Annotated in this window: 23 protein-coding genes and 2 pseudogenes; 15 read left to right on the top strand and 10 right to left on the bottom strand. The window is 39.5% G+C overall.

Annotated elements, in window-relative coordinates; translation table 11 throughout:
- Positions 1-112: 112 nt before the first annotated feature.
- Both AC5WOC_RS08240 and AC5WOC_RS08235 read right to left on the bottom strand, forming a co-directional pair.
- Positions 113-256 carry a CstA-like transporter-associated (seleno)protein gene (locus tag AC5WOC_RS08240; RefSeq protein WP_496054911.1) on the bottom strand — a complete coding sequence of 48 codons (144 nt, stop codon included), beginning with the start codon at positions 254-256 and terminating at the stop codon, positions 113-115.
- Positions 257-367: 111 nt separating this feature from the next.
- Positions 368-501: pseudogene (locus tag AC5WOC_RS08235) on the bottom strand (carbon starvation CstA family protein); the annotation flags it as partial.
- Between the two features lie 460 nt (positions 502-961).
- Between AC5WOC_RS08235 and AC5WOC_RS08230 the strand changes: the two are divergent.
- Positions 962-1,378, top strand: a complete 417-nt coding sequence (locus AC5WOC_RS08230; RefSeq protein ID WP_496054910.1) for a YndA family protein — start codon at positions 962-964, stop codon at positions 1,376-1,378.
- Positions 1,379-1,633: 255 nt separating this feature from the next.
- Positions 1,634-2,044 carry a YndA family protein gene (locus AC5WOC_RS08225; RefSeq protein ID WP_496054909.1) on the top strand — a complete coding sequence of 137 codons (411 nt, stop codon included), beginning with the start codon at positions 1,634-1,636 and terminating at the stop codon, positions 2,042-2,044.
- Between the two features lie 60 nt (positions 2,045-2,104).
- On the opposite strand, the gene AC5WOC_RS08220 is transcribed toward AC5WOC_RS08225, so the two are convergent.
- Positions 2,105-2,974, bottom strand: coding sequence for a hypothetical protein (locus tag AC5WOC_RS08220; RefSeq protein ID WP_496054908.1), 870 nt, complete (start codon positions 2,972-2,974; stop codon positions 2,105-2,107).
- A gap of 245 nt (positions 2,975-3,219) precedes the next feature.
- Here AC5WOC_RS08220 and AC5WOC_RS08215 point away from each other — a divergent pair, with 245 nt between their 5' ends.
- A complete protein-coding gene (locus tag AC5WOC_RS08215; protein ID WP_496054907.1) occupies positions 3,220-3,435 on the top strand; it encodes a hypothetical protein in 216 nt (71 codons plus the stop codon).
- 275 nt (positions 3,436-3,710) lie between these two features.
- On the opposite strand, the gene AC5WOC_RS08210 is transcribed toward AC5WOC_RS08215, so the two are convergent.
- Entirely contained in the window at positions 3,711-4,091 is a 381-nt protein-coding gene (locus AC5WOC_RS08210; RefSeq protein WP_496054906.1) for a hypothetical protein, read from the bottom strand.
- Positions 4,092-4,258: 167 nt separating this feature from the next.
- Here AC5WOC_RS08210 and AC5WOC_RS08205 point away from each other — a divergent pair, with 167 nt between their 5' ends.
- Both AC5WOC_RS08205 and AC5WOC_RS08200 read left to right on the top strand, forming a co-directional pair.
- Positions 4,259-5,398, top strand: coding sequence for a hypothetical protein (locus AC5WOC_RS08205; protein WP_496054905.1), 1,140 nt, complete (start codon positions 4,259-4,261; stop codon positions 5,396-5,398).
- Positions 5,399-5,686: 288 nt separating this feature from the next.
- The gene (locus AC5WOC_RS08200) at positions 5,687-6,985 is read left to right on the top strand and encodes a hypothetical protein (RefSeq protein WP_496054904.1); all 1,299 of its coding nucleotides are present in this window, start codon (positions 5,687-5,689) and stop codon (positions 6,983-6,985) included.
- 691 nt (positions 6,986-7,676) lie between these two features.
- Here the strand turns inward: AC5WOC_RS08200 and AC5WOC_RS08195 are convergent.
- Positions 7,677-7,922 carry a hypothetical protein gene (locus AC5WOC_RS08195; protein ID WP_496054903.1) on the bottom strand — a complete coding sequence of 82 codons (246 nt, stop codon included), beginning with the start codon at positions 7,920-7,922 and terminating at the stop codon, positions 7,677-7,679.
- Between the two features lie 196 nt (positions 7,923-8,118).
- Here AC5WOC_RS08195 and AC5WOC_RS08190 point away from each other — a divergent pair, with 196 nt between their 5' ends.
- Entirely contained in the window at positions 8,119-8,280 is a 162-nt protein-coding gene (locus AC5WOC_RS08190) for a hypothetical protein (RefSeq protein ID WP_496054902.1), read from the top strand.
- A gap of 81 nt (positions 8,281-8,361) precedes the next feature.
- On the opposite strand, the gene AC5WOC_RS08185 is transcribed toward AC5WOC_RS08190, so the two are convergent.
- Complete coding sequence (locus tag AC5WOC_RS08185; protein ID WP_496054901.1) at positions 8,362-8,796, bottom strand: hypothetical protein; 435 nt, start codon at positions 8,794-8,796, stop codon at positions 8,362-8,364.
- 111 nt (positions 8,797-8,907) lie between these two features.
- Between AC5WOC_RS08185 and AC5WOC_RS08180 the strand changes: the two genes are divergently transcribed.
- Both AC5WOC_RS08180 and AC5WOC_RS08175 read left to right on the top strand, forming a co-directional pair.
- Positions 8,908-10,527 (top strand): recombinase family protein, encoded by a 1,620-nt coding sequence (locus AC5WOC_RS08180; RefSeq protein WP_496054900.1) that lies wholly within the window; start codon positions 8,908-8,910, stop codon positions 10,525-10,527.
- Positions 10,514-10,690, top strand: a pseudogene (locus tag AC5WOC_RS08175) (sigma factor); the annotation flags it as partial. The gene AC5WOC_RS08180 and the pseudogene AC5WOC_RS08175, both read left to right, overlap by 14 nt.
- Before the next feature lie 777 nt (positions 10,691-11,467).
- On the opposite strand, the gene AC5WOC_RS08170 reads toward AC5WOC_RS08175, so the two are convergent.
- The 3 genes from AC5WOC_RS08170 to AC5WOC_RS08160 all read right to left on the bottom strand — a co-directional run bounded on the left by AC5WOC_RS08170 (position 11,468) and on the right by AC5WOC_RS08160 (position 12,806).
- Positions 11,468-11,761 (bottom strand): hypothetical protein, encoded by a 294-nt coding sequence (locus tag AC5WOC_RS08170; RefSeq protein WP_496054899.1) that lies wholly within the window; start codon positions 11,759-11,761, stop codon positions 11,468-11,470.
- Positions 11,762-12,006: 245 nt separating this feature from the next.
- Positions 12,007-12,177, bottom strand: a complete 171-nt coding sequence (locus AC5WOC_RS08165) for a hypothetical protein (RefSeq protein WP_496054898.1) — start codon at positions 12,175-12,177, stop codon at positions 12,007-12,009.
- Between the two features lie 377 nt (positions 12,178-12,554).
- Entirely contained in the window at positions 12,555-12,806 is a 252-nt protein-coding gene (locus AC5WOC_RS08160; RefSeq protein WP_496054897.1) for a hypothetical protein, read from the bottom strand.
- A gap of 1,284 nt (positions 12,807-14,090) precedes the next feature.
- Between AC5WOC_RS08160 and AC5WOC_RS08155 the strand changes: the two genes are divergently transcribed.
- From AC5WOC_RS08155 to AC5WOC_RS08140, 4 genes are all read left to right on the top strand, one after another.
- Positions 14,091-14,354 carry a hypothetical protein gene (locus AC5WOC_RS08155; RefSeq protein WP_496054896.1) on the top strand — a complete coding sequence of 88 codons (264 nt, stop codon included), beginning with the start codon at positions 14,091-14,093 and terminating at the stop codon, positions 14,352-14,354.
- 198 nt (positions 14,355-14,552) lie between these two features.
- Positions 14,553-14,816 (top strand): excalibur calcium-binding domain-containing protein, encoded by a 264-nt coding sequence (locus AC5WOC_RS08150; RefSeq protein WP_496054895.1) that lies wholly within the window; start codon positions 14,553-14,555, stop codon positions 14,814-14,816.
- A gap of 247 nt (positions 14,817-15,063) precedes the next feature.
- Positions 15,064-15,363 carry a hypothetical protein gene (locus AC5WOC_RS08145; protein ID WP_496054894.1) on the top strand — a complete coding sequence of 100 codons (300 nt, stop codon included), beginning with the start codon at positions 15,064-15,066 and terminating at the stop codon, positions 15,361-15,363.
- A gap of 49 nt (positions 15,364-15,412) precedes the next feature.
- Positions 15,413-15,979, top strand: a complete 567-nt coding sequence (locus AC5WOC_RS08140) for a GNAT family N-acetyltransferase (protein ID WP_496054893.1) — start codon at positions 15,413-15,415, stop codon at positions 15,977-15,979.
- Between the two features lie 535 nt (positions 15,980-16,514).
- On the opposite strand, the gene AC5WOC_RS08135 is transcribed toward AC5WOC_RS08140, so the two are convergent.
- Positions 16,515-16,976 (bottom strand): DUF5946 family protein, encoded by a 462-nt coding sequence (locus AC5WOC_RS08135; protein WP_496054892.1) that lies wholly within the window; start codon positions 16,974-16,976, stop codon positions 16,515-16,517.
- 621 nt (positions 16,977-17,597) lie between these two features.
- Here AC5WOC_RS08135 and AC5WOC_RS08130 point away from each other — a divergent pair.
- The 3 genes from AC5WOC_RS08130 (at position 17,598) to AC5WOC_RS08120 (ending at position 19,907) form a co-directional block, all read left to right on the top strand.
- On the top strand, positions 17,598-18,179 hold the full coding sequence (locus AC5WOC_RS08130; protein WP_496054891.1) for a TetR/AcrR family transcriptional regulator: 582 nt from the start codon (positions 17,598-17,600) through the stop codon (positions 18,177-18,179).
- Between the two features lie 128 nt (positions 18,180-18,307).
- Complete coding sequence (locus AC5WOC_RS08125; protein ID WP_496054890.1) at positions 18,308-19,237, top strand: zinc-binding dehydrogenase; 930 nt, start codon at positions 18,308-18,310, stop codon at positions 19,235-19,237.
- 367 nt (positions 19,238-19,604) lie between these two features.
- Positions 19,605-19,907: a hypothetical protein gene (locus AC5WOC_RS08120; protein WP_496054889.1), complete on the top strand. Its 303-nt coding sequence runs from the start codon at positions 19,605-19,607 to the stop codon at positions 19,905-19,907.
- Positions 19,908-20,410: the final 503 nt, after the last annotated feature.

Below are 20,410 nucleotides of genomic sequence, written 5' to 3'. Positions count from 1 at the left end.
TGTGAAAATAGAATAAAAAGCTAATATTAAATCAAAAGAAATATATCATAATATATGGTGATAATTAGAATTAATATCCATTTCGATAAAATCTACCTAAATTTTTATAGCCCTATGCAACTCTAGCAGCTAGCCGAATGATAGCTGCTAGAGTTGCATCAGGATGATTTTTGCGGAAATGGGCTAAATATCGTTCATAGTTTGGAACTCCAGCAATCTCATTTAATACATGAGAAACTGCTTTGAATGATTTCATCCATGATAATACACTCGTACTCTTACCCTTCTTACTGTGGCAATTTCTCATGTTTCACCAAAACTTTATACCAAACACGGAGAGAATCGATTAAGATAATCAACACAAAGACAATTGTCCTAGTAAATCTTGCAATACGAATCTCCCTACCCTACCATTGTTCCCGCATCAATCGCTGTAAGGATAAAAACAGCCTCAAATAAAATAGCAAAGTGATACCAAAACGCCATCCATGCGTTTCCACTGTCAACATCGGTTTAAATTTTCGATCATTTTCTTAAGGCTTCCTAGACTTTTTTTGTGTCCTTTACATATAGTGCATTTTACCAGTGAGGGAAGATACTTTTATATTAAGGAATATGATCCAGGAATAAATAAAGATGAATATGTAACTTATAATTATCTAGAAGCCGGGGATTGTGGTACATGGGATATTATGACAACACGGTTATACCAAAAATCTCTTCTCAAGTTAGAACAGTAGTTATGCAGGCTATATTGTAATGAAAGAAAGAGAAAAAATGGCAAATGTTTGATTTATAGGGAATTTAACGATTGTATATAAATGCAATGAATTGTAATATAATTCAATTGATTTAATATTAGCTTTTTATTTAATTTTTATATATAATGAGTTTCCAAGAGAGATCTATTTTGTCTAGATTTTGTTACCGCTTACATTATAAACACCAGGAGGAAGACAGAATGAATTTAAATAAGACCCTAATTCCATTTTTTGCTTCGCTTTTCGCACTAGTCTTACCGTTTTCATCCGCATTTGCCGATTCTGCAGGATGGCAGGCAACTAGCGTTTGGAGTCAGGGGGTACATTGGAATTCCACTCTTAATTATTATATTACAGATGTAGATGGAGCACCTGTTTCAGGGAATGTATTAATATGCCTTCTCGCAGGTGGAGGAACTTACTTTTATGTTAAGGAATATGATCCCGATAATGCAGATGATTATGTATCTTATAAGTATCTAACTCCTACTTCATACACCGATTCGTCACATTGTGCGATGATAGATATAAGTGGATATCAAGATGGATCGAATAATCAAGCAGAAATTTATGTTCAAACAACGAATAAGAATGCTGTATTCTCTATTTACGATTGACAACAAAACGACCGCTGATTTTTCAGATGTTTCTTACTAGATTTGCGGATCACTTAGGGATTTAATCCCATAATTATTCCCTTTTTGAATAAATGTAATAAATTATAATATAATTTAATTGATTTAATATTGGCTTTTTATTCTATTTTCGTATATAATGAATTTTCAAGAGAGTTATCTCTAATCTACATCATTCGTTTCTATTTACCTAGTTTTTGTTACCGTTTACATTACAAACACCAGGAGGAAGTCAGAATGAATTTAAAAAAGGCCCTAGTACCATTTCTTGTTTCAATTTTCACACTAGTGTTACCGCTTTCATCCGCATTTGCCGATGCTGCAGGATGGCAGTTATTGACTAAGGAACAGGTACATTGGAACTCTACTCTAAATTATTACATCACAGGTGTAGATAATGCACATGCCTCAGGAAATGTGTTAATATGCCTTCGCTCTGGTGGGGAAACTTACTTTTATGTTAAGGAATATGACCCAGATAATGCAGATGATAATATAACTTATAAGTATCTTACCCCTACTTCATACACCGATTCGTCACATTGTGCAATGGTGGATATTAGTGCTTGGCAAGACGGAACTAATAATCAAGCAGAAATTTATGTCCAAACAACAAATAAAAATGCTGTATTCGCTATTTACGACTGATAACAAAACGACCTCTGATTCTTCTTCAGAGGTCGTTTTGTTTCTTTTTACATAAGATATTCAATTGACTTGATCTGTTGTTGTGAGGGCTTCCTTTGGAACAGTAATTGATTTTGCACCGAATTTAAAAATATGTGTCTGGTACTCATCGGTTTTGATAATATCTCCTGTTTCTTTTGCAGCATTGATCGTAGAGATCTCATGTTGCTCGACTTTTTGCGTAAGCAGAGTTTCCTTATTAATGGTAACTTTTATGGTGTATAAAGGTATTTTTTTTGTAACAGGGACATCAACATATCCTTGGCCGCCCTTGCCGTAACCCATGATTGTTGTCTTTTCTTCTCGGTTGGTCAAAGTTTGTTCGATTATATATGCATCTTTTGTCTGAGTTAGCTTTATTTGTTTTTGTTTTGGATCTAAGGCTGCTAATTGATAGGAAGGATCTAAGAACAAAGGACTTTTCGACAAAGTTTCGGTAAGTGTATTATTTGCTGGCTTGGATTTTTCCCAATGGTCTGGCTCATAACTGCTCCAGTCGAAATAATGTTTATAAAGGGAACCATCTTTTACATATATCTCTGTTTGGAGGTCAGGTTCTTTCTCTTTATCCGTTGTCCGCTCTTCATGAATACGTTCATAAAGATGATACTGATTCCTGTCAATAAAATTAAAAGAAATGTTATCAGCTTTTACGATATGATTGCGGTAATTGGAATTTTTATTCTCTTCGTCAGAAGTATATTTCCTTGTGTACTCCACTTGAAAACTTTTCATTTTTTCCATAGCAGCTGTTGATTTTACAATTGCCTCAGATACAGAAGTGATCGGTTTGATTGGATTTTTTTTAGGAATAACTGGATTGTTGGCATGAGAAGAACAAGCACTTAACAGAAATAGAACAGCAATACTTGGTATAATCCATTTTTTCATTGTGACAGCTACTCCTTTTTTGGGATAACCCTATTATAGGCATAGCTTTAATGGTTAGTACATAATCATTCTGTCATTTTATATGTATATTATTGCAATAAGGGGACACAATTAAATTTTGAAATTTACACTCAGAGCAATTAGCTTTTTAATAACAATAGAAAAACCATAACACAAGCATTCTTTGCATAAGATAATAATGCTAATAAAACATGAAAATAGGTACAAAAAGCAGGGAGGTTGCTATGCCTGGGATAATCACTGCTTTGTCACTTTTGATCAAAGAGATGATGGTATTTGTATCTTTTATAAAAAGCAACGCTTTCCCCCAGCCACTTTCAGAAACAGAGGAAGATATAAATTTAAAGAAAATGGCGGAAGGGGACAGTTATGCCAGAAATCTCTTGATTGAACACAATCTACGCTTAGTCGCACATATTGTCAAGAGATTGGGAACATAAAACGATGTAAAAAAATCGTGATGAATGCTGGGTTTGAGTTAGGTCTTGTACCAGCATCATCAAAATACAAGATGGTGAAGGAGAAGAAGATTGTGGAGGAGAGGAAACCGAGAATTAGGCTTGAGTAAATGTAGGACAAGCTTTTAGAGGAAAGAAAGAGATAATGATTTGGTCAGCAGATCAGGTCATTTTTTATTTATGGAAAAAGTGGTCTGGGACGATCTATTGCCTATAAGCAATAGATCGTCCCAGTTTTAACGGAAGGATCAGAGTTTTTACATCTTGATCATAATACCCATTCCCAGCGCTGCTCCCAGCTCATGCTGGAACTTCTTCAGTGTCTCGAAAGCCTTCATTACCGCTTTGGAAACCTGTGTCGAATCTATACCATGCTTCTCACATTCAGAATGGAAGTTCGTCATGTCAGTAACCAGTTGCTTAGTGACTGCCAGAAGCTTGCTCTTATTGTTTTCAGGCTTTACTGGTGAGTAACTAAAAACCTCCAAAGTGACATTCTGACGAATGAGAGAATCAAGTTCGTCCCTCAGATCTTCAATCAGCTTCTGTCCCTTAGGTGATGCTTCATTGTTTACCCGATTCTGATACAGGACAGCAGCAACCTCAGGGACTCGCTGAATGACAGCAACAAGACTCATCTGAACATCCTTCTGTTATCAGGCCGGATTGCCTTTCGTTTATTTTAACTCAATGGATTTAAGATGGAAACAAAAGCAGGCAAAATTTAAGAGATACATGTCAATCAAGGCTACTTTTTAAGTAGCCTTTTTTAATGAAAAAGAATTCAAAAGAGGTGAAAAGAAAAATGAATAATAAGAATCAAAATGAAACTAGTTGGGAAATACGCGGGCACACTCGTAAACCAAATTTTGTTGTCCGTTTTATTTATGCTTTGACAGATTGGTTTGGGGATTTTGGTCCATTATTATCAAGCACCAAACGAGGAGTAGGTCGCCTTTCTTCGTTTGTAGGTCATTCGTTATTGCTGATTGTTACACTTATCATTACAGGACTAATTGTGCTTACATCTGCAATTCATTCATTGGAACTATTGCAATGGATTGGTTTTAGCGGATGGACAGCATATCCGATTTTGTTTGTTGTAGAGGCTATCTTTTTAACGGGTTCTGTCCAGATGGACCTTGCGTTTAAACATGGTAAATATTTTCCTGTACGCCCTATTCTAGGTTTTACTGCTGGTTTAATCTTTGTTCTAGCATCTAATATTGTAGGTTTAGCGGATAACATGGGCGGGTTGCTCTTTGGGATAGCAACTCCTTTTTTACTGATAATAGCAAAAGCAATGTTGGCTTGGCAGTATACATTTCGATCGAAAATTGCAGCAGCACAATCTAGTAATTTGATAGATGAACCTGAAAAAATGGTTGAGAAAAATCTATTCGATATCCAACCTAAAAAAGATCAATCTGATATAACCAAGAAATTAGATTTAGAAGAGGAAACAGCTGATCTAAATCCATTAGATATTGAAGCAGAAAATCTGAATTTAGATATTCAAAAATCTAATATAGTTCCATCAAAGGTTGAAGAGGAAAAACTAGTTCCAGAACGAAATGAAAATCTAGATGTTGAACCCGATAAAAAACAGCCTGCAATCAACAAACAAGGAAAAACTTCCACCGGACGGAAACCCAAAAAAACAAAGGGATTAACAAAAAATAAAAAACCGAAAAGAACTCCTGCATCTGAGGTGAATTACAATGCTATTATCGAAGTAGCAGAACGCATGACAAATGAACATCCAGAGAAGAAAAAGCCGACCAAATATAAGTTATCAAAAGAGGCACAAACGACAGAACATCATGCACAAAAAGCATTAGATTTGATGGATGAAAAACTAGAAGTAAATCCAATTGAAAATCTAAATTCAAATCTAGATATAGAATCAGTTCCAAAAACCAAAAAACTAAAGTTGGTAAATTAAGTTGAGGCGCTAAATTATTTTTCAAACCTAAACAATATTAAAAGAATAATTTTTCGTATTCAGTAGAAAACGCTCTTTCATTTCCAATCTACAATTCAGTGGTACAAAAACTTCAAATGCGCACAATTCTTTGTTTTCTTATAGGCAATTTTGATGATTCCTCCCTCTCTAACTCAAGTCGAGTACCCATTATATTTTTATAAGATTCTCAGAATATAGCATTGACGAATCGAAAAAAGCAAAGATATGATAAGAGTAAGTTGTTACAACTCCTGAAAGGAAAGTAAAGTGAACCATCTGGGACTCCTCCAGATCCAGGCACCCCTGCTGAACGTCGGCACAAAGCCGATGCGCAAGCAGCGTCCCACCGCTATGTGGACGATGTTCGCCACCTGGGCCCTGCTGCTCGTGTATGCGGTCTGTACGCATGGGTTCGGGGATGTGTGGTGGACCACTCAGCATCTGTTGAGTGGTGACCTGAAGGGTGCTCGGATGCATGACCCGCTCATGCGCATGGGTCCCTTCATCGCGGCTATGGTAGTAATCATGCTGCCTGCATGTATTGCCACCACGCCGCTGGTCCGGCATTTCCAGAAGGTCAATGGGGAGCACGCTACCGAAGGAATGTTCGTTGCTTCCACTCCGAAGCGTCAGTTCGCCATCATCATGATGACGCTCTTCGGTGAGGAAGTACTGGCTCGGGAGATTTTCCTGGGACAGGGTTCCCGTATCCCGCATTTCAGTGGGATCGCGGGGTTCATCCTTCTGTTCGTGCTCGGTAATGGAATCTGGTCTCTGATCCACCTGTTCAACTTCAAGAACAAGGCGGACTGGAACCCGATCTTGGTTCTGCCTCAGTTTGTGGCTGGCTTTTTCCTTACCCTCGTCTACATCCCGTACGGGTTCTTCGGTGCACTCATGGCGCATGTCATCTACGACATGATCCTGTTCGCAGCCGATCGGAAGGACGTGTTCAACGCTGGTGAGAAGGCACTGATGGTCTACCATTCGGCCGCTCTTCTCCTCTCGTACTACATGTTCTTCTTCCGTGGGGACCAGTCGCTGTACGACATGAAGCACTGGTTCGACGAGAATGCTGGTAGCTTCGCGCTTCCAGGCTGGGGATTCGCCGACTACTTCTGGGCGACCATCCTGATCACCTCATTCTTCACCCTGATCGGTGAGGCGCTGCTGTACGATCGCGAGGGTGGAGAGAAGAAGCGGAATGTGTTCGATGATCTCAACCGCATCTATCTTTTCGGCATCTTGAGCTGGGGCCTCGTGCCCCTGATCGAGCATGTCGCCCCTGGTGACTCTTCCAACATGATGATCAAGGTGTTCGTCGTCGCGATCATCGGGTCGTTCACCATCAAGTCGGCGAGCGGCTCGGGAGTTGCCCGTGTGTTCTGGGAGAGTCTGCTGATCGTGCCCGTGGTGGTATGTTCCATGCTTGCACTGGACTACGGCACAGCAGTTCTCTTGAATTTCGCGTACGTGGGCTACCTCGCCATCGACCGGGTGATCCGGTACCTGGACAAGGATGACCTCCCTGTCCAGCAGGAGACCTCCGCTACAAGCGGAGTGTAACACCTACCCCGTAGTGATTCGATCTCACATCAGTGATATCGTCTCGCTGCGGGGCCTGCTTTTTTTATAGCTCTTAGTTTTCCTGATGATCCGGGAATACTTGAATCATTTTTTCTTTGTGAAGAAACAAACATGACAATACAAGAGAAGAACAAAAAATAGATTTCTTTAATGAAGACAAAGATGATGTACTGATTCGGGTCAGGGAGCAGAATCCCAGTGCCTCAGGTCATGAACTCGACGAGCTTTTCCTGAAGGAGTACAAGAAGGCGTTCGGTACCCTGATCAGTGTGATCATCGACCATCGTCTCTGTTGACATCGGTGGATCAGGCTTGGTTTGCGTGGATGTTTCGTGCATGCTCAGCCCCCAGCAAATCTGATTAACTTTATATATAGAATTGGAAAGTGGTTCAAGCGCAGCTTGAATCGCTTTTTCTTTCAGGAGAAAATTAGCATGACAAAAAAAGAAATGGAACAAAAGTTAGAAGATTTTTATAGAGAGTTAGGGATCATACTACAAATTAAATGAATGAAGAAGGAGTGTACTGGACAAGACAGGAGATCCTTAAGTTGAATGGGAAATGAATGTTAATTGAGGTCTGGGCAAGGAAGGTAGCTCGCTTACCCAGACTGATCCACGATGTGGATCATCAGATGGTGGGACGAGGAGTTCTCATCATCTGATGGACATCACCGAGTGCCGTTGACGAAGGTGAATCCATCGACTACCTTGGTCATACCAGGTTGGACCTGATTAGCAGAGTAGTATTTACCTCCCTGCCAGCAATAGATATCCATTAGCATTTTACCGCCGAATGTCACCATCCACTTAAGGAGGAGTTTGGTGCCATTTGGTGCTGTGCATTCTTTTTCCAGAATCCGGTTAGGATCGAAATCTTTTGCTTTCAGCTCTACTTGGTAAGGTGACTGACTCATGGGCAACTCCTTCCATTAGACAAACCCATACATTTAATCATACTTTCTTTAAACTAGCTTGTACACAGCATATTTTATGAGATACATGAACTATATGTACATGACCTATTCAGTGATAGATAGGTCATTTTTTATTGCATGGGACAAAGTCTTCGTTTCATACCATTTGTATATATCAAATAAAGGCGGTGTTTGGATGAAACGAAAAACAGATCCCGTCCAATTTGTATGGGTTCCAAACCAATCAGTGAGTCATTTAACTGTGGTAAAAGAATCTCTAGCAGCAAAGAAACGGGTGATTCTCGTCTTGATGGAAATAGCATTTTCGGAAGAAAGGGAAGGGAAAGTGCATTACTAAGTTAGGGAAAAGGGGAAGAAGATGGATTGGAAAACCAATTTGTTTGGTGGATGAGCAGTTTGCACTCACCCACCTACTGATCTAAGAACAAGCAGACCTGATTTCTCGGATCAGAGTGAGCAGTTCTTTTCCAGTTGGATAGACAATGACTTTCTCAATATCGGAAAAATTATTCAAGTCATCTCGAAATGCAAATGCACGATCGAGAAACTCGCGAAACTGATTTCTGCTCATAGCTTCAGGACGAATGGCAAGGTCTTTCTGAAGGTCAAGCTGTTTACCAGCAAAGATCCTTGCAATAAGATTCAGACTATCAGCCGTCATGCGAAGCACAGGACTGTCTTGGAGAATCATACCGATGGTAATAGTAAGCAGATATGCAGGAATAGGGAAAACTTCATTTGGGTTTTCTTTTCCAGCTTTTTCAACCCATCCAATAACCATATCTGCGAGTTCCTTATCAGGACTGTCAGCGCGTTTGGATGGAATGAACTTTTCCCACCAATTCTTAGCCATTTTTGTCCTTATTTAGTGGATCAGCAGAATATATCTAGAATAGCAGCAATACTGCGAATTTACAAATATAGATTTACATTTCTGATTGGAATGTGGAAGGGGGGAACAAAATTGAAATCAGCCATCTACGCTCGTGTATCTACAGGATTACAAGCAGTAGAAGGGACGAGTTTGGATACACAGGTGGAGATGTGTACTGAAAAGGCACATGCATTAGGGTTATATCAGTTAGAGATTTACAGAGAATCTGGTGCATCAGGGGAAGATATCGAGCGTCCACAGATGGATCTTCTTCGGCAAGATATTACCCAAGGGAAGATAGCAAAAGTCATCTGTGTTCATCCTGACCGTTTGAGTCGTAATTTAGTGGATAAATTGATTGTATGTGGAGAGTTTGACCGTCATGAGGTAGAGCTTATTTTTTGTGATGCAGAATATCAAAATACACCAGAAGGACAGTTGTTCTTCAATATGCAGTCTGCCATTGCTCAATATGAGTTATCGATGATTCGAAAGCGAACCAGCAGAGGGAGATTAAAGGCAGTCGAGAAGCAAAAGAAGATCATGCCGATGCGTTCTGCTCCTTTTGGTTATGATTTGGTGGATGCGCAGCTGATGGTCAATGATACAGAAGCAAAGGTTGTTCGTAAAATATATGAGTGGTATGTATATGAGCATCTTACGTATCGAGAGATTGGTGACAAACTAGGTCAACTAGGTGTGTTACCAAAGCGAAAAGAGAGTAAAAACTGGAATCGATCGTCCATCTATCGTATTTTATCTAGTGAAGTGTATATAGGGATCTATCGCTATAATCGACGTAAAGTGAAGAAACTAAAAGGCGAAAAAACAAGCAATGGGAATCCGAAAAAAACATATGAATACCGGGATGCTTCTCAGTGGATCACCACAGAAGTTCCAGCCATAATCGATAAAACTCTGTTTGAATCAGCACAGCGGCAGAAGGAAAAGAATACAACCAACAAAGGAAATAACCGCTTTTCGTATTTGCTCAAAGGAATGATTCGCTGTGGCCATTGTGGACGAATATGGAGCGGTACGACTTACTCTGGTAGAATAAATAAGCAAACAGGGAAAAAAGAGCGGTATCGCTGTTATCGCTGTCCCAATAAAAACCCTCGGAAATTTGGCGCAGGTGTGGAAAAATGCCCGACAAAAACGCTTCGTGCAGAAGTGATAGAAGAATATATATGGAATCTCATTATTGGTTCCATTGTTGATAAAGATGAGATTGTCAATCAGTTAAAAGAAGCATCAACTCAGCACGATCAGCGAGTAGCCGATACAATAGGAGCAATGAAAAAACGGATCGCCGAAAGGGAGAAAGAGCGGGATAAAGTAAAGATTATGTTTACTCGTGAAGTGATTACCGAAGACGAAATGTTTCGTGATTTGAGTAAAATAAACAAAGATATCAATAGCTTGCAGACAGAACTCCAAAAGCTCCAGTATCATCTAGAAGCACAGCAACAAAATGAAGAAGCAAAAGAACGAGTAAAATTGGTTATTGATTTCTTAGGAAGGTTAGTGGAGAAGGAAACGGATATTCCGTTTGAAAAGAAAAGATATATCATTCAATCCTTAATCGATGAGATCATCCTCACTTTTAGCGAAGATCAGACGAATTGCGAAGTGACTTGTGTGGGGCATCTGGATACATTACTCGGTCGAATTGACATCGTTTCACGTTCACAACATGAAGAAATTTGAAAATACAGGAGAAGATGCAGAAGATTTAATTTCCATCGGTACGATTGGCTTAATTAAAGCAATCGAGTCATTCCAGCCTAACAAGGGTACGAAATTAGCTACCTATGCAGCAAGATGTATCGAGAATGATATCCTAATGTCAATAGTAGTGCTGAGAAATTCAATTTAATTATAGCTTATACATATTGATTTCAAGAAGTTTCTTCATGAATGTTGTGATAACATCAGCTCACCAAATAATGAAATTAATCTGTGAAAGCGTCTTGTTGAGTCCTAGGAAGGACACCATGACCACTCAGAAGTATTTCCCAAAGCTTACGAAGTTCACCGAGGAGAAGAAGGTCAACGGCACAATCGAGTATGAGATCATTTATACCAACGAGGTCGCTGTGTTCCATACATCTCGCGAGGTTTACACAACCTCCATGCGATGCGGGAAGGCGATCTGACTGTCATCCCCAACCTCGCGAAGGGTACGTTCTACTATACTCCCTCTCTCATCGAGCAGGTGGAGATCAACGGCGAGCTTCACGCAGTGATTCGAGGAGCCGCTGGTTCAGAATCGGTGACAGACGTCTGCGAGATCGTCAGTGCAAGTGATCTGCACAAGTTCTACCAGTGGTGAGCTGACCTTCGGGAGAGGCGGCGTTCTGACGAAAGTTAGCACGCCGCCACCTAAAAAATAAACAGCTATAGATTCTAACTCTGCTGCAAAATTCGCAGCAGGACTAGTTATATTTCAGTTAAGCAAAATACAACATCTTGTTTAAAATAGGTGAAAAGTCATTGAGATGAATTCTCTAATATAAAAAAATACCCGAAATGGTGGTTTTGTGCAAAAGGAGAATAAAACAAGGATCAGTGGGCATGTTTAAAAATGGGGTCAGAACACGAGAAGGTGTGTTCTGACTTTTGCCCATTCCTTGCAGAAGCTACTGCTTCATGAGACGTCGCCCATGTATTCCGTGAGAAGATTCAGGGCGTCCTCGGCGTTCACGCTTCCGATGCCCCTGTACGTGAAACGCCGCAGCTCCGTCAGTGCCTCAGAGAACTGCTTCTCCTTGAGGAGTTCGAGGATGCGGGTGAGTCCCTGCACACGCTCGTCGTCGTCTCCCCAGCCAGCGTCCTTCTGAGCGGTGAGGTCTTCGCGAAGAAGGGACTTGATGTCCGCCAGCAGCCGGGCTTCGTAGGAGGGATCGCCAGAAGAGGTCGTTGCAACCAGAACGCTGCTCATGTGAGTTTCCTTCCAAGGTGAGCATTACCTAACTTTATTTAGTATATCGTATATGTATAAAAATGGGGAGTGAATTCGAAAGTATCAAATAAGTTGTTTTATGTATTATTCCATCCGCGTCGATTCGATATCATCATTCCAATTGTCCCTGTACCATTAAAGTCATTGACAATAATAAAAGAAACTTCGTTATCCCGCCAATCTAGTGAATAGTAACCTTCTGCATCAACACAGCCATAGTGCCGTCATTCCCTTTCAAAGTTAGCATGTTCATACAATGTTACATCTACACAACCGACTTTCATTGTCCTATTCCCTAATTTCGAGATATTTGCAGCACTCACCGAATTCGATCCAATGGAGAAAACAAAAGCCGCCATTAAGAAAATAGTCAGCCACTTTTTAGCCTGTTTCATGATATTCCTTCTGTTTTTGAATACTTTTATATCTATACTCGATATTTCAACATAAATGTAAAGTTCAGCATTTTGATCGATTTCTCATGACATTCTGTTATGTATATAAAAACAAGAGATTATAAAGTTCATGTACGCTCTCTTGTCCTAGTTCCAAGCATAGAATTTTCGGAAATCGTTGGTTTCCTCATCTCCTCAAAAAAGGGGTTAGAAATAAATAACCCCTATTCAGATCATTAACTAAAAATCAAAAAAAGCCGCTGTATTTCAAGATTCTTGCATTCATCTATAAAATTTATAATTGAGAGCCTGGACAGTAAAGGAGCTTACTGTCCAGGCGGAGTGTATATGTACCAGTAAATACACTCCTTGAAAGGCTACCTCATGAGGGTTACAGTTGCAATCCTCTTCTTTTTGGCATTCATTACAGGAACGGATTCTCCCACCTTGAGATCCTTGCGGTAGACTGTCTCATAACCAGGATCCATGAGATCAGCATAGAGAGAGAAAGAAACCTTTTCGGAATCATGAATGGTCGTCTTCGGGTTAACATCACGCTCCCATTCAACCTTCCAGATCGCTTCTTCTTCCGAAGGGAGAAAAGTGATGTCCTTAGTCCGCCTCGCCATGAGATGCCCTTTCACTAGAGAAATTGACTGTATTTCAGCCTAAACTCATTATAAGATAGAAATTCTCTCACTGAACAGAAAAATATTTACTTCTAAAACTATATGAATTCAGAAACCATGGAAGCATCGGCAACAGTTCGAGCACAACACCGACGACTGGTTCACGGAAAGTTTGATCTTAGTGGATCACTTCGACGTTTGTCTTTCAAATAAGAGCCAGCCATCACTGCAAGGGAAGAAGGATTACTCAGGAAATACTTGCTTTTGATTGACGAAGATGTTCGTGAGTTCAATTTCTGGATAATGTTGATAGGGTTATAAAATCCACCAAGATCAACCCAGAAAAAACAGCTTTTGTCTTCAGCTTTCTGACTGTTCCTCGACATGTGAACTGGTAGCCAGATTCTGTAATCAGAGAGGAGCTCAGTTCATAATCTCCCACAAGCACAGATCCCTTAATGATACTACTGATTTGGAGAACATCTTGGTAATTATAGTTCAGATCAATCTGTTCTCCTTTCGCAGACCATACTCCAGAAACGGAAACATTTCCGGTAGCATGTACTCCTGAGCCAGCACTTCAAGTATCAAAAGTTATGGAGTCTGCTGATACTGACAGCTCCATTGGCTATTTCATTTTATCGTATGATTTTTTATCAGCAATTTTAAGCTCGATGTTTCAAAAAATAATGAATTGCCAGTGCAGTGATGTATAATAATAGGAACAGTCTACTATTAAAGCATATCGACCATTTGGTGTGCTATTCCTTAGAGAGGAAGTCTCCAATGGTAAAGAAGATCTGTCTTCGGGTTGTTCATAGCCTGGGGATGGCGACCTGTGGTGGGTCTTGTGTTACCTGTCGACTCACCATTCTGTGTTGCAAGTTCTTTGACAATCTTGAGCACTGCCATGAGTAGCTGTTTGTCTCTGACATCTTCTAGATGAATAGAGACACCGGGCAGCGTGTTGTGACTCTCGCTTCCAGCGATGATGCTTCACGACTGTCCGCTCATGTATAAAATAATATTTTCATATATGGAATGAAGAAAAGTAGGAGACTACCGTCCAGAGTATCCTATGGTTTTGCCAGTGATTAGCAACTTCGAACAAACTTAATAGTATGAATCAGAAAATGAAAAAACACCTAGTCTTCCAGTTTCTTCAAAGCAATCTACTTCTTTAAGATTCATTTGATAGGTGGATCACAGAAGAAAGAAGCCCGCAATTTGTGGTAAATATGATATTCTGAAATTGTTGGTTCCCTTCGAAAAAAGGAAATTCACATGGATATCAGCACACTTAATGAAGAACAAAAGAAGGTTCTCGATGCAGGTGTACAGGCGATTCTGAACAGTGATTTTTCGCTTAAGAAACTTGAAAAGCCGAAGATTGCCACTATTGCTTGTAGCAAAGCCCTTAAAGCAATGGTAGCTATGGCTGTTGAGCTGGGTGTAGTACACAAGATGACTCCTGGTTATATTTCTGCTGGAGCAATGCCTGGAGCCAGCGATGCATATGATGAGGCAGTGAGGCTTATGCGGAGTTGAACCAACAGTCGAGATGACAACCAGTTGTCTCGACCAGATATGGAAATTCACCACCTGCGAAGGTGGTTTTGTTGTGTTTGTGTGTCACAAAAAGGAACGATTTTGATATTTAAACTTTTCTCAGACACATAGTAATATTGAATCGAACATATTTCTGAATTAAAATGAAATACAGACAACTATGAGTGAGGGATACTTTTGAAAAAACTATTAGCTGCTGGTTTTGCTTTGGGACTTATCATTTCTGTATCTGCTACTACCATTGTGGATGCAAAAACAACGGTGAAAACATATAAGAACTGTACAGAGTTAAATAGGGTGTACAGAGGTGGCATTGCAAAGTACTCTACCACCAAAAATAAAGGCGGAAAAACAAAGTACAAACCAACTGTTTCCAAAGCTATTTATGATAAAAATACCAAACTTGACCGAGATAAAGATCATATTGCTTGCGAAAGATAAATGCTATGCCACTCATTAGAGTGGTTTTTTTATGTGATCAGGATTCAGAAGATGTATGAAAATGTACAGATTTCAATTAATTTTATCGATAAATGAAGTAATTTGAAGACGGAAGAAACATAGAACATCTATAATGAAAGTGATGCCTGTAATCCGAATCTTTGTATGTCCTTCCTAATGCCTGTTATTAGAGAGGACAAGGGGCAGTTGAGGAATAACATCAACATAGTGAGGAAGAAGGGTGATCATGGAATTTACAATGAGCCAATATATTGTTAATACTGGAGTGGTAAAGGATAAATTTCTTCATCTCCGAAGATCTGTAGATTTGGATTTTATCCCACAAATTGGTATGTCCCTTAACTTGGATGGAGATGATTTCGAGCATGACGTTGAGGGAATTATCTATGATGTGCAACAAAAGCGTTTTATGATTGTTTTTGAAGATATTCGTGCATTTAGTCCAAACCAATTTGATAAGTTTGTTCATCAATTAAAAAGGAATGGTTGGAAAGAATTTAGCCGGCAATCGCAGAAAGAAAACTGATAAATGGGATATCTATTGGATGAAATAGCTCAAAAGGAGACGATCGAATTTGGATAATAATGATAAACCAACGAAACGATTTCATGTGGGCGCTGATGATGCTGTAAAAACCTTCGATTTTCAACCACATTTGAAGAGCGAACTTATCGAGATCAGGCCTTTAAAGGAAGAAGATTTCGCAGAGCTTTATGCTGTGGCATCGGATCCACTCATATGGGAGCAGCACCCGCAAAAGAATCGTTACAAAGAAGATGAATTTAGGATCTTTTTTCATGATGCTTTGAACTCGCAAGGAGCGTTGGCGGTGATCGACAATAAGACAAACAGCTTGATTGGATCTTCCCGTTATCATGGCTACCAAGAGGAGCGCAAAGAAATTGAGATAGGATGGACATTTCTTGCTAGATCTCACTGGGGAGGCACATATAATCAAGAACTGAAAAGGCTTATGTTAGCGCATGCATTTCAGTTTGTCGATACCGTCATTTTTTTGATTGGGCCGAACAATTTTCGGTCGCAGCGGGCTGTAGAGAAAATAGGAGGAGTATTGTCAGGAGAGCGGCAAGATGCATATGGAATGAAAAGTCTCGTCTATCGAATTAAAAAATCCATTTAACGAGCAACCGAAAGGTTAGCATAATAGGTTAAGAGAAAGTTGATCAAAGAGCTAGCCGAATAAGATGAAAAAGCATATTTCGCTGTAGTACAAGCATCAATGCTTTTCATTTTTATTGTTACTAAATCCGTGGAAGTTTTGTTTGATATAATTGTTTCCCCTCTGATATAGAATCAAGTTTTTGGGAAACGACTCCATCTCATCGAAGCAAAAGACAGTTACTTTTTGATATTATTCAATTAATAAAAGAAAACATTCTAGGAGTGAATGATGGGGATTAGAAAAAAACACTAGCCGATCTACAGAAAGGCATAAATAACTGGATTGCAGCAATCACTCAGCGTATAAGATATTAAATTTGATTTTACCGGGCAACGGAACCATATATCGCAAATCTCATATTTTTGTCTATCGAGTAGGTCAATCTCTTTGCAGATTCATTTCACTTAGGAACTGATCTTGTGAGTTTTCCAACCTACTGCTCCATCTTTTTTTAAAGCCTTTGAGAAGGAATCGACTTTGTTATTGAATTCCCTTAGTTGGTAGTGATCCAGTTTAGTTCACCTCTTATCTTTTCTTTCCACTTAATTATGTTTTCTATTGCATTTGTTTCTCCGCCTAAATATATATCTTCAATTGTCATTGACCAGAATTTAAGTGTACGTTTTCTTGCTTTATTGGGAAGAGAATTTGTTATTTTTTTTATGTGAGCTGCTCTCTCCCGATTTTTCTTTAGAATATATGAAGTATCCCAATCATTGTCATAAGCGTCGGTAAATAAGTTAATCAAATGCTTGTAACCTTCTGCTGTATAATTGGAAGAATGTTGAATCATGTAACAGGAAACAAGCCAAAAATGTAAAGCATATAATTCTGGATCATTATGCTCCCAGGTAAGGGGAAAACCGAATAATTCATAACAGGAAAAACCATCTATTTCCCTAGCTCCGCACTCGATACATCTACCAGATTCCATAATGGTATAATTATCAACCATAAAAATATCCCTCTCTTAAAAATACTTGTTTTGCTACAACTTTATAATGCGATGTAATTCCATCTTCATATTGTTCTAATGTATTAATTATCTTCTGATGCTCATGTCAATTCACCTTTTTCGGAAATATATTATATTCAGTAGATTATGTCCCCATATGATTGTGAATTACCCATTGTAACAACATAATTCGCTCCTCATAATTACAAGGTTAAAGTATTACGATACGTTAATGTCAAGTAAAAAAAGAGGCTTAGTTTTCGCGAATTATAAGAAAAGGGAAATCTCTTTGAGGGATGGCAACCAAAAGCAAAATATGGTGCCTTATGCAAATTTTTTAGAATAAACTAGGGAGTGTTGTGGATTTTTTGGAAGTGATTGATTAAATAGTGATTGAAAATCGCTAGACATTTCTTGCCAGTTTTTCGGATTCATCCATTCGATCATTAACATAATATCATGACCTTCAAAAGTGTATTACTTTGAAATTTGGGAGTGAAGGAGAGAGGTAAGAATGGTTATTTTGGGTACCAAGGAGATACTCAAATCACACCTTGATTTTCCTTTTTCTACATTATAAAATGAATATAATTCATTCATTGTTATAAGCAGGGGATATTAATGTTAGATGAAAAAGCTAAAGACCCTTCCAAACACAAAGCCATCCTCGATGCTGCTCGGATGTTATTTAATCAAAATGGTTACGAAAAAACAACGATTCCTCAAATTGCCTCCAAAGCAGGTATCGCAGCTGGCACAGTCTATCTTTATTTTCGTAATAAACATGAGATTTTGACACACATCTCAATGGAAATTGGCGCTAATATGGATCAAGCCTTTTGGGATCTCGCAATGCTTGATCTACCACTCAAAGAGATACCGCAGGCTATAGTAGAGACATGTTTTCGAATTGGACGCACGAAAAAAGAGCAGATGCTTTGGCTTGAGATTAACAAGGAATCATCCGAATATCTGGAAAAACGTAAAGAACGAAACGAACAAGTTACCAAGGCTGTTGATGAGCTTTTACGCCGCGCTGTGGCTCGTGAAGAACTAGCTCATTGCAATACTGAGGTTTTCGCGCAATTTATAGTTTTACTAGGTCACGCAACTCTCCAACAATGTTTTGTTATTGAAGGGGGTGAACGTGAAAAGTGGTATCGGCAGGGTATGATTGAAGTTATTGAACGGCTATTGTTTTAGTTTTTTGAGCCAAAAGTGACTTATTTTTTTAATGTTAAATGAATGATATTCATTCATTTTTAGCTACTTAAAAGTAAAAATCATGTTAGAGGGAATCAAAACAAAACTTTGAATGAGGTGATTTGGTTATGAGTACGATTCGTGCAGTTGTAATTGATCCTTCTGTAGAAGGTCGCCTGAAGATAGCAGAAGTGGAGTCACCTCGGCCGTCGTCGTCGGAAGCATTGATACGGGTTTATGCTTTCTCGCTCAATCTAGGCGAGGTACGTACCGCGACAAGAGAAAAAGAGGACTGGCGACCGGGTTGGGACTTGGCAGGTGTAGTAGAACAATCGGCTGCCGATGGCTCAGGACCTCAGGTTGGAAGCAAGGTTATTGGAATGGTTCAATCCGGTTCATGGGCAGAATTGGTTGCAGTTCCAACAACTTTTTTAGCAGAGATTCCAGAGGATGTCACTTTTGCAAAGGCTGCTACGCTTCCAGTTGCAGGCCTTACTGCTTTATATGGTTTGGAAAGAGGTGGCTTTCTACTTAACCGTAAAGTATTGGTCACTGGGGCTTCAGGTGGTGTTGGGCACTTTGCCTGCCAATTGGCTCAGCAAGCAGGAGCAAGGGTGACCGCTCTTGTGCGAAGTGAAGAGCGTGCGAAATTTCTTCAAGAGATAGGAGTACATGAGGTGGTTGTTGGAGATGATGTTGCTGTCGCACGATTATCCGGTCCGTACGATCTCATCGTTGATATATTAGGCGGAAAATCTCTAAATACTGTTTTAACCTTTCTCGAAAAAGATGGTCATTGTGTTAACCTCGGAGCTGCTACAGAGCCGGATATGACGTTAACAGCTCGTCTGGAGTCAATACCGGATGGAGTGCTTGTAAATACAGGGGTAGGAAACCGGCCAGTGTCGAAAGATATGGGGCGATTGGCTCGAATGGTTGCTGAGAAACGTTTGCAACCCCAAATCGCTCTAGAGACTACTTGGACGGAAATCGGAAAGGCTGCCCAGAACCTACTTAACCGTCGGATAGCAGGTAAAGTAGTTCTACATATTTCCTGAATAATGGGACAATATCTGTCGCTGCTTAGAGTGTAGTCTAGAGTTCGTAAATATAATGAAGTTACAGCTAAACAGGTAAATAGCTTTTTTCAGTTTTCAGTGTCATCAGCCAAACATTCGTTTGAACGTTTGGCTTTTCAGCAATGCGCAGCAGCATCCATAAAGGAATCGCTGCAAAGAAGATGAACTAAGAACTTTTTTCGTGATGATTTGATCTCAAAAGGAGCAGTGGTGGTGATCGGAAATATTATAATAATTTGATTATTTAAAGTGAGATAAAGTAAAATCACTATACAACAAGATGTGATTTATTATAAACTGTATCTGAGCTGAGATACAGCTTTGTAGATATGAGAGGAACACTATCATGAAGGTGACCCCTACTCTCGTTGAAGTCACGGATGGAGACTTCCTGCTTGATAAATGGCAGTCCAAGACCATTACGGGTACAGATGGGACGGAGTTTTCCCTGTATTGGTGCCTCGTTGGTAGGAATTGGGAAAAGCTAGTTGAAGTGTACGTCCCGGTGAAAAAGTATGATCTGGTCAGCCATGATCGGGTTAAGACAAACGAGAGGCGTGCAAGGCTTCAAATTGGTCAAAAAACTTCAGAACCGATTCATGGGGTAACCATCGTCAATAAGGGTGTTCCTCGCGGCTTCCCGTTCTGATTTAGGGAACTTGTCTGGGCAGCATCTAGTTGTCCAGACACACGAACTTAATAAAATAATATAAATGAAAGTCGTCACAGGACGGCTTTTTTTATTTTGTACAAATGGAGTTGATCAATTGATCCAAAGACTCAGAGAAAGTGACATAATTCAATTGAAAGATGACAGAAAGAGGGTTGTTTACTACATCAATCGTAGAATTAAGCATTATCAGGTGATCTACATAAAGCAATGGGAAAATCAAGGAGATGCATCGCATTATTTAAGATATGGAGGAAAAGTTCAAGATATAAATATATAAAATTTTAGGATTCCAGTTGACCGATTGAATATTGGCTGCCAGAAGTCAAATAAGATGAGTTGGTGAAGACAATAATCGAAGCTTTGGTATTATGTAGTTAAGAGACACGTGGAAAGTCTAGAAGAAGACAAAAAATAGCATCTGTCGCTGTAGTACGAGCATCTCTCGCATACCTATATATTAGGTGGTGATGAGATGCTTG

The sequence above is a fragment of the Shimazuella sp. NTD247 genome, assembly GCF_059510415.1.
This window is presented reverse-complemented; position numbering and strand designations above follow the sequence as displayed.

Coding starts and splice junctions, on each gene's coding strand:
- AC5WOC_RS08240 (WP_496054911.1), bottom strand. CDS start 256: ATGAAATCATTCAAAGCAGTTTCTCATGTATTAAATGAGATTGCTGGA.
- AC5WOC_RS08230 (WP_496054910.1), top strand. CDS start 962: ATGAATTTAAATAAGACCCTAATTCCATTTTTTGCTTCGCTTTTCGCA.
- AC5WOC_RS08225 (WP_496054909.1), top strand. CDS start 1,634: ATGAATTTAAAAAAGGCCCTAGTACCATTTCTTGTTTCAATTTTCACA.
- AC5WOC_RS08220 (WP_496054908.1), bottom strand. CDS start 2,974: ATGAAAAAATGGATTATACCAAGTATTGCTGTTCTATTTCTGTTAAGT.
- AC5WOC_RS08215 (WP_496054907.1), top strand. CDS start 3,220: ATGCCTGGGATAATCACTGCTTTGTCACTTTTGATCAAAGAGATGATG.
- AC5WOC_RS08210 (WP_496054906.1), bottom strand. CDS start 4,091: ATGAGTCTTGTTGCTGTCATTCAGCGAGTCCCTGAGGTTGCTGCTGTC.
- AC5WOC_RS08205 (WP_496054905.1), top strand. CDS start 4,259: ATGAATAATAAGAATCAAAATGAAACTAGTTGGGAAATACGCGGGCAC.
- AC5WOC_RS08195 (WP_496054903.1), bottom strand. CDS start 7,922: ATGAGTCAGTCACCTTACCAAGTAGAGCTGAAAGCAAAAGATTTCGAT.
- AC5WOC_RS08190 (WP_496054902.1), top strand. CDS start 8,119: ATGAAACGAAAAACAGATCCCGTCCAATTTGTATGGGTTCCAAACCAA.
- AC5WOC_RS08185 (WP_496054901.1), bottom strand. CDS start 8,796: ATGGCTAAGAATTGGTGGGAAAAGTTCATTCCATCCAAACGCGCTGAC.
- AC5WOC_RS08170 (WP_496054899.1), bottom strand. CDS start 11,761: ATGAGCAGCGTTCTGGTTGCAACGACCTCTTCTGGCGATCCCTCCTAC.
- AC5WOC_RS08165 (WP_496054898.1), bottom strand. CDS start 12,177: ATGAAACAGGCTAAAAAGTGGCTGACTATTTTCTTAATGGCGGCTTTT.
- AC5WOC_RS08160 (WP_496054897.1), bottom strand. CDS start 12,806: ATGGCGAGGCGGACTAAGGACATCACTTTTCTCCCTTCGGAAGAAGAA.
- AC5WOC_RS08155 (WP_496054896.1), top strand. CDS start 14,091: ATGGATATCAGCACACTTAATGAAGAACAAAAGAAGGTTCTCGATGCA.
- AC5WOC_RS08145 (WP_496054894.1), top strand. CDS start 15,064: ATGGAATTTACAATGAGCCAATATATTGTTAATACTGGAGTGGTAAAG.
- AC5WOC_RS08135 (WP_496054892.1), bottom strand. CDS start 16,976: ATGGTTGATAATTATACCATTATGGAATCTGGTAGATGTATCGAGTGC.
- AC5WOC_RS08130 (WP_496054891.1), top strand. CDS start 17,598: ATGTTAGATGAAAAAGCTAAAGACCCTTCCAAACACAAAGCCATCCTC.
- AC5WOC_RS08125 (WP_496054890.1), top strand. CDS start 18,308: ATGAGTACGATTCGTGCAGTTGTAATTGATCCTTCTGTAGAAGGTCGC.
- AC5WOC_RS08120 (WP_496054889.1), top strand. CDS start 19,605: ATGAAGGTGACCCCTACTCTCGTTGAAGTCACGGATGGAGACTTCCTG.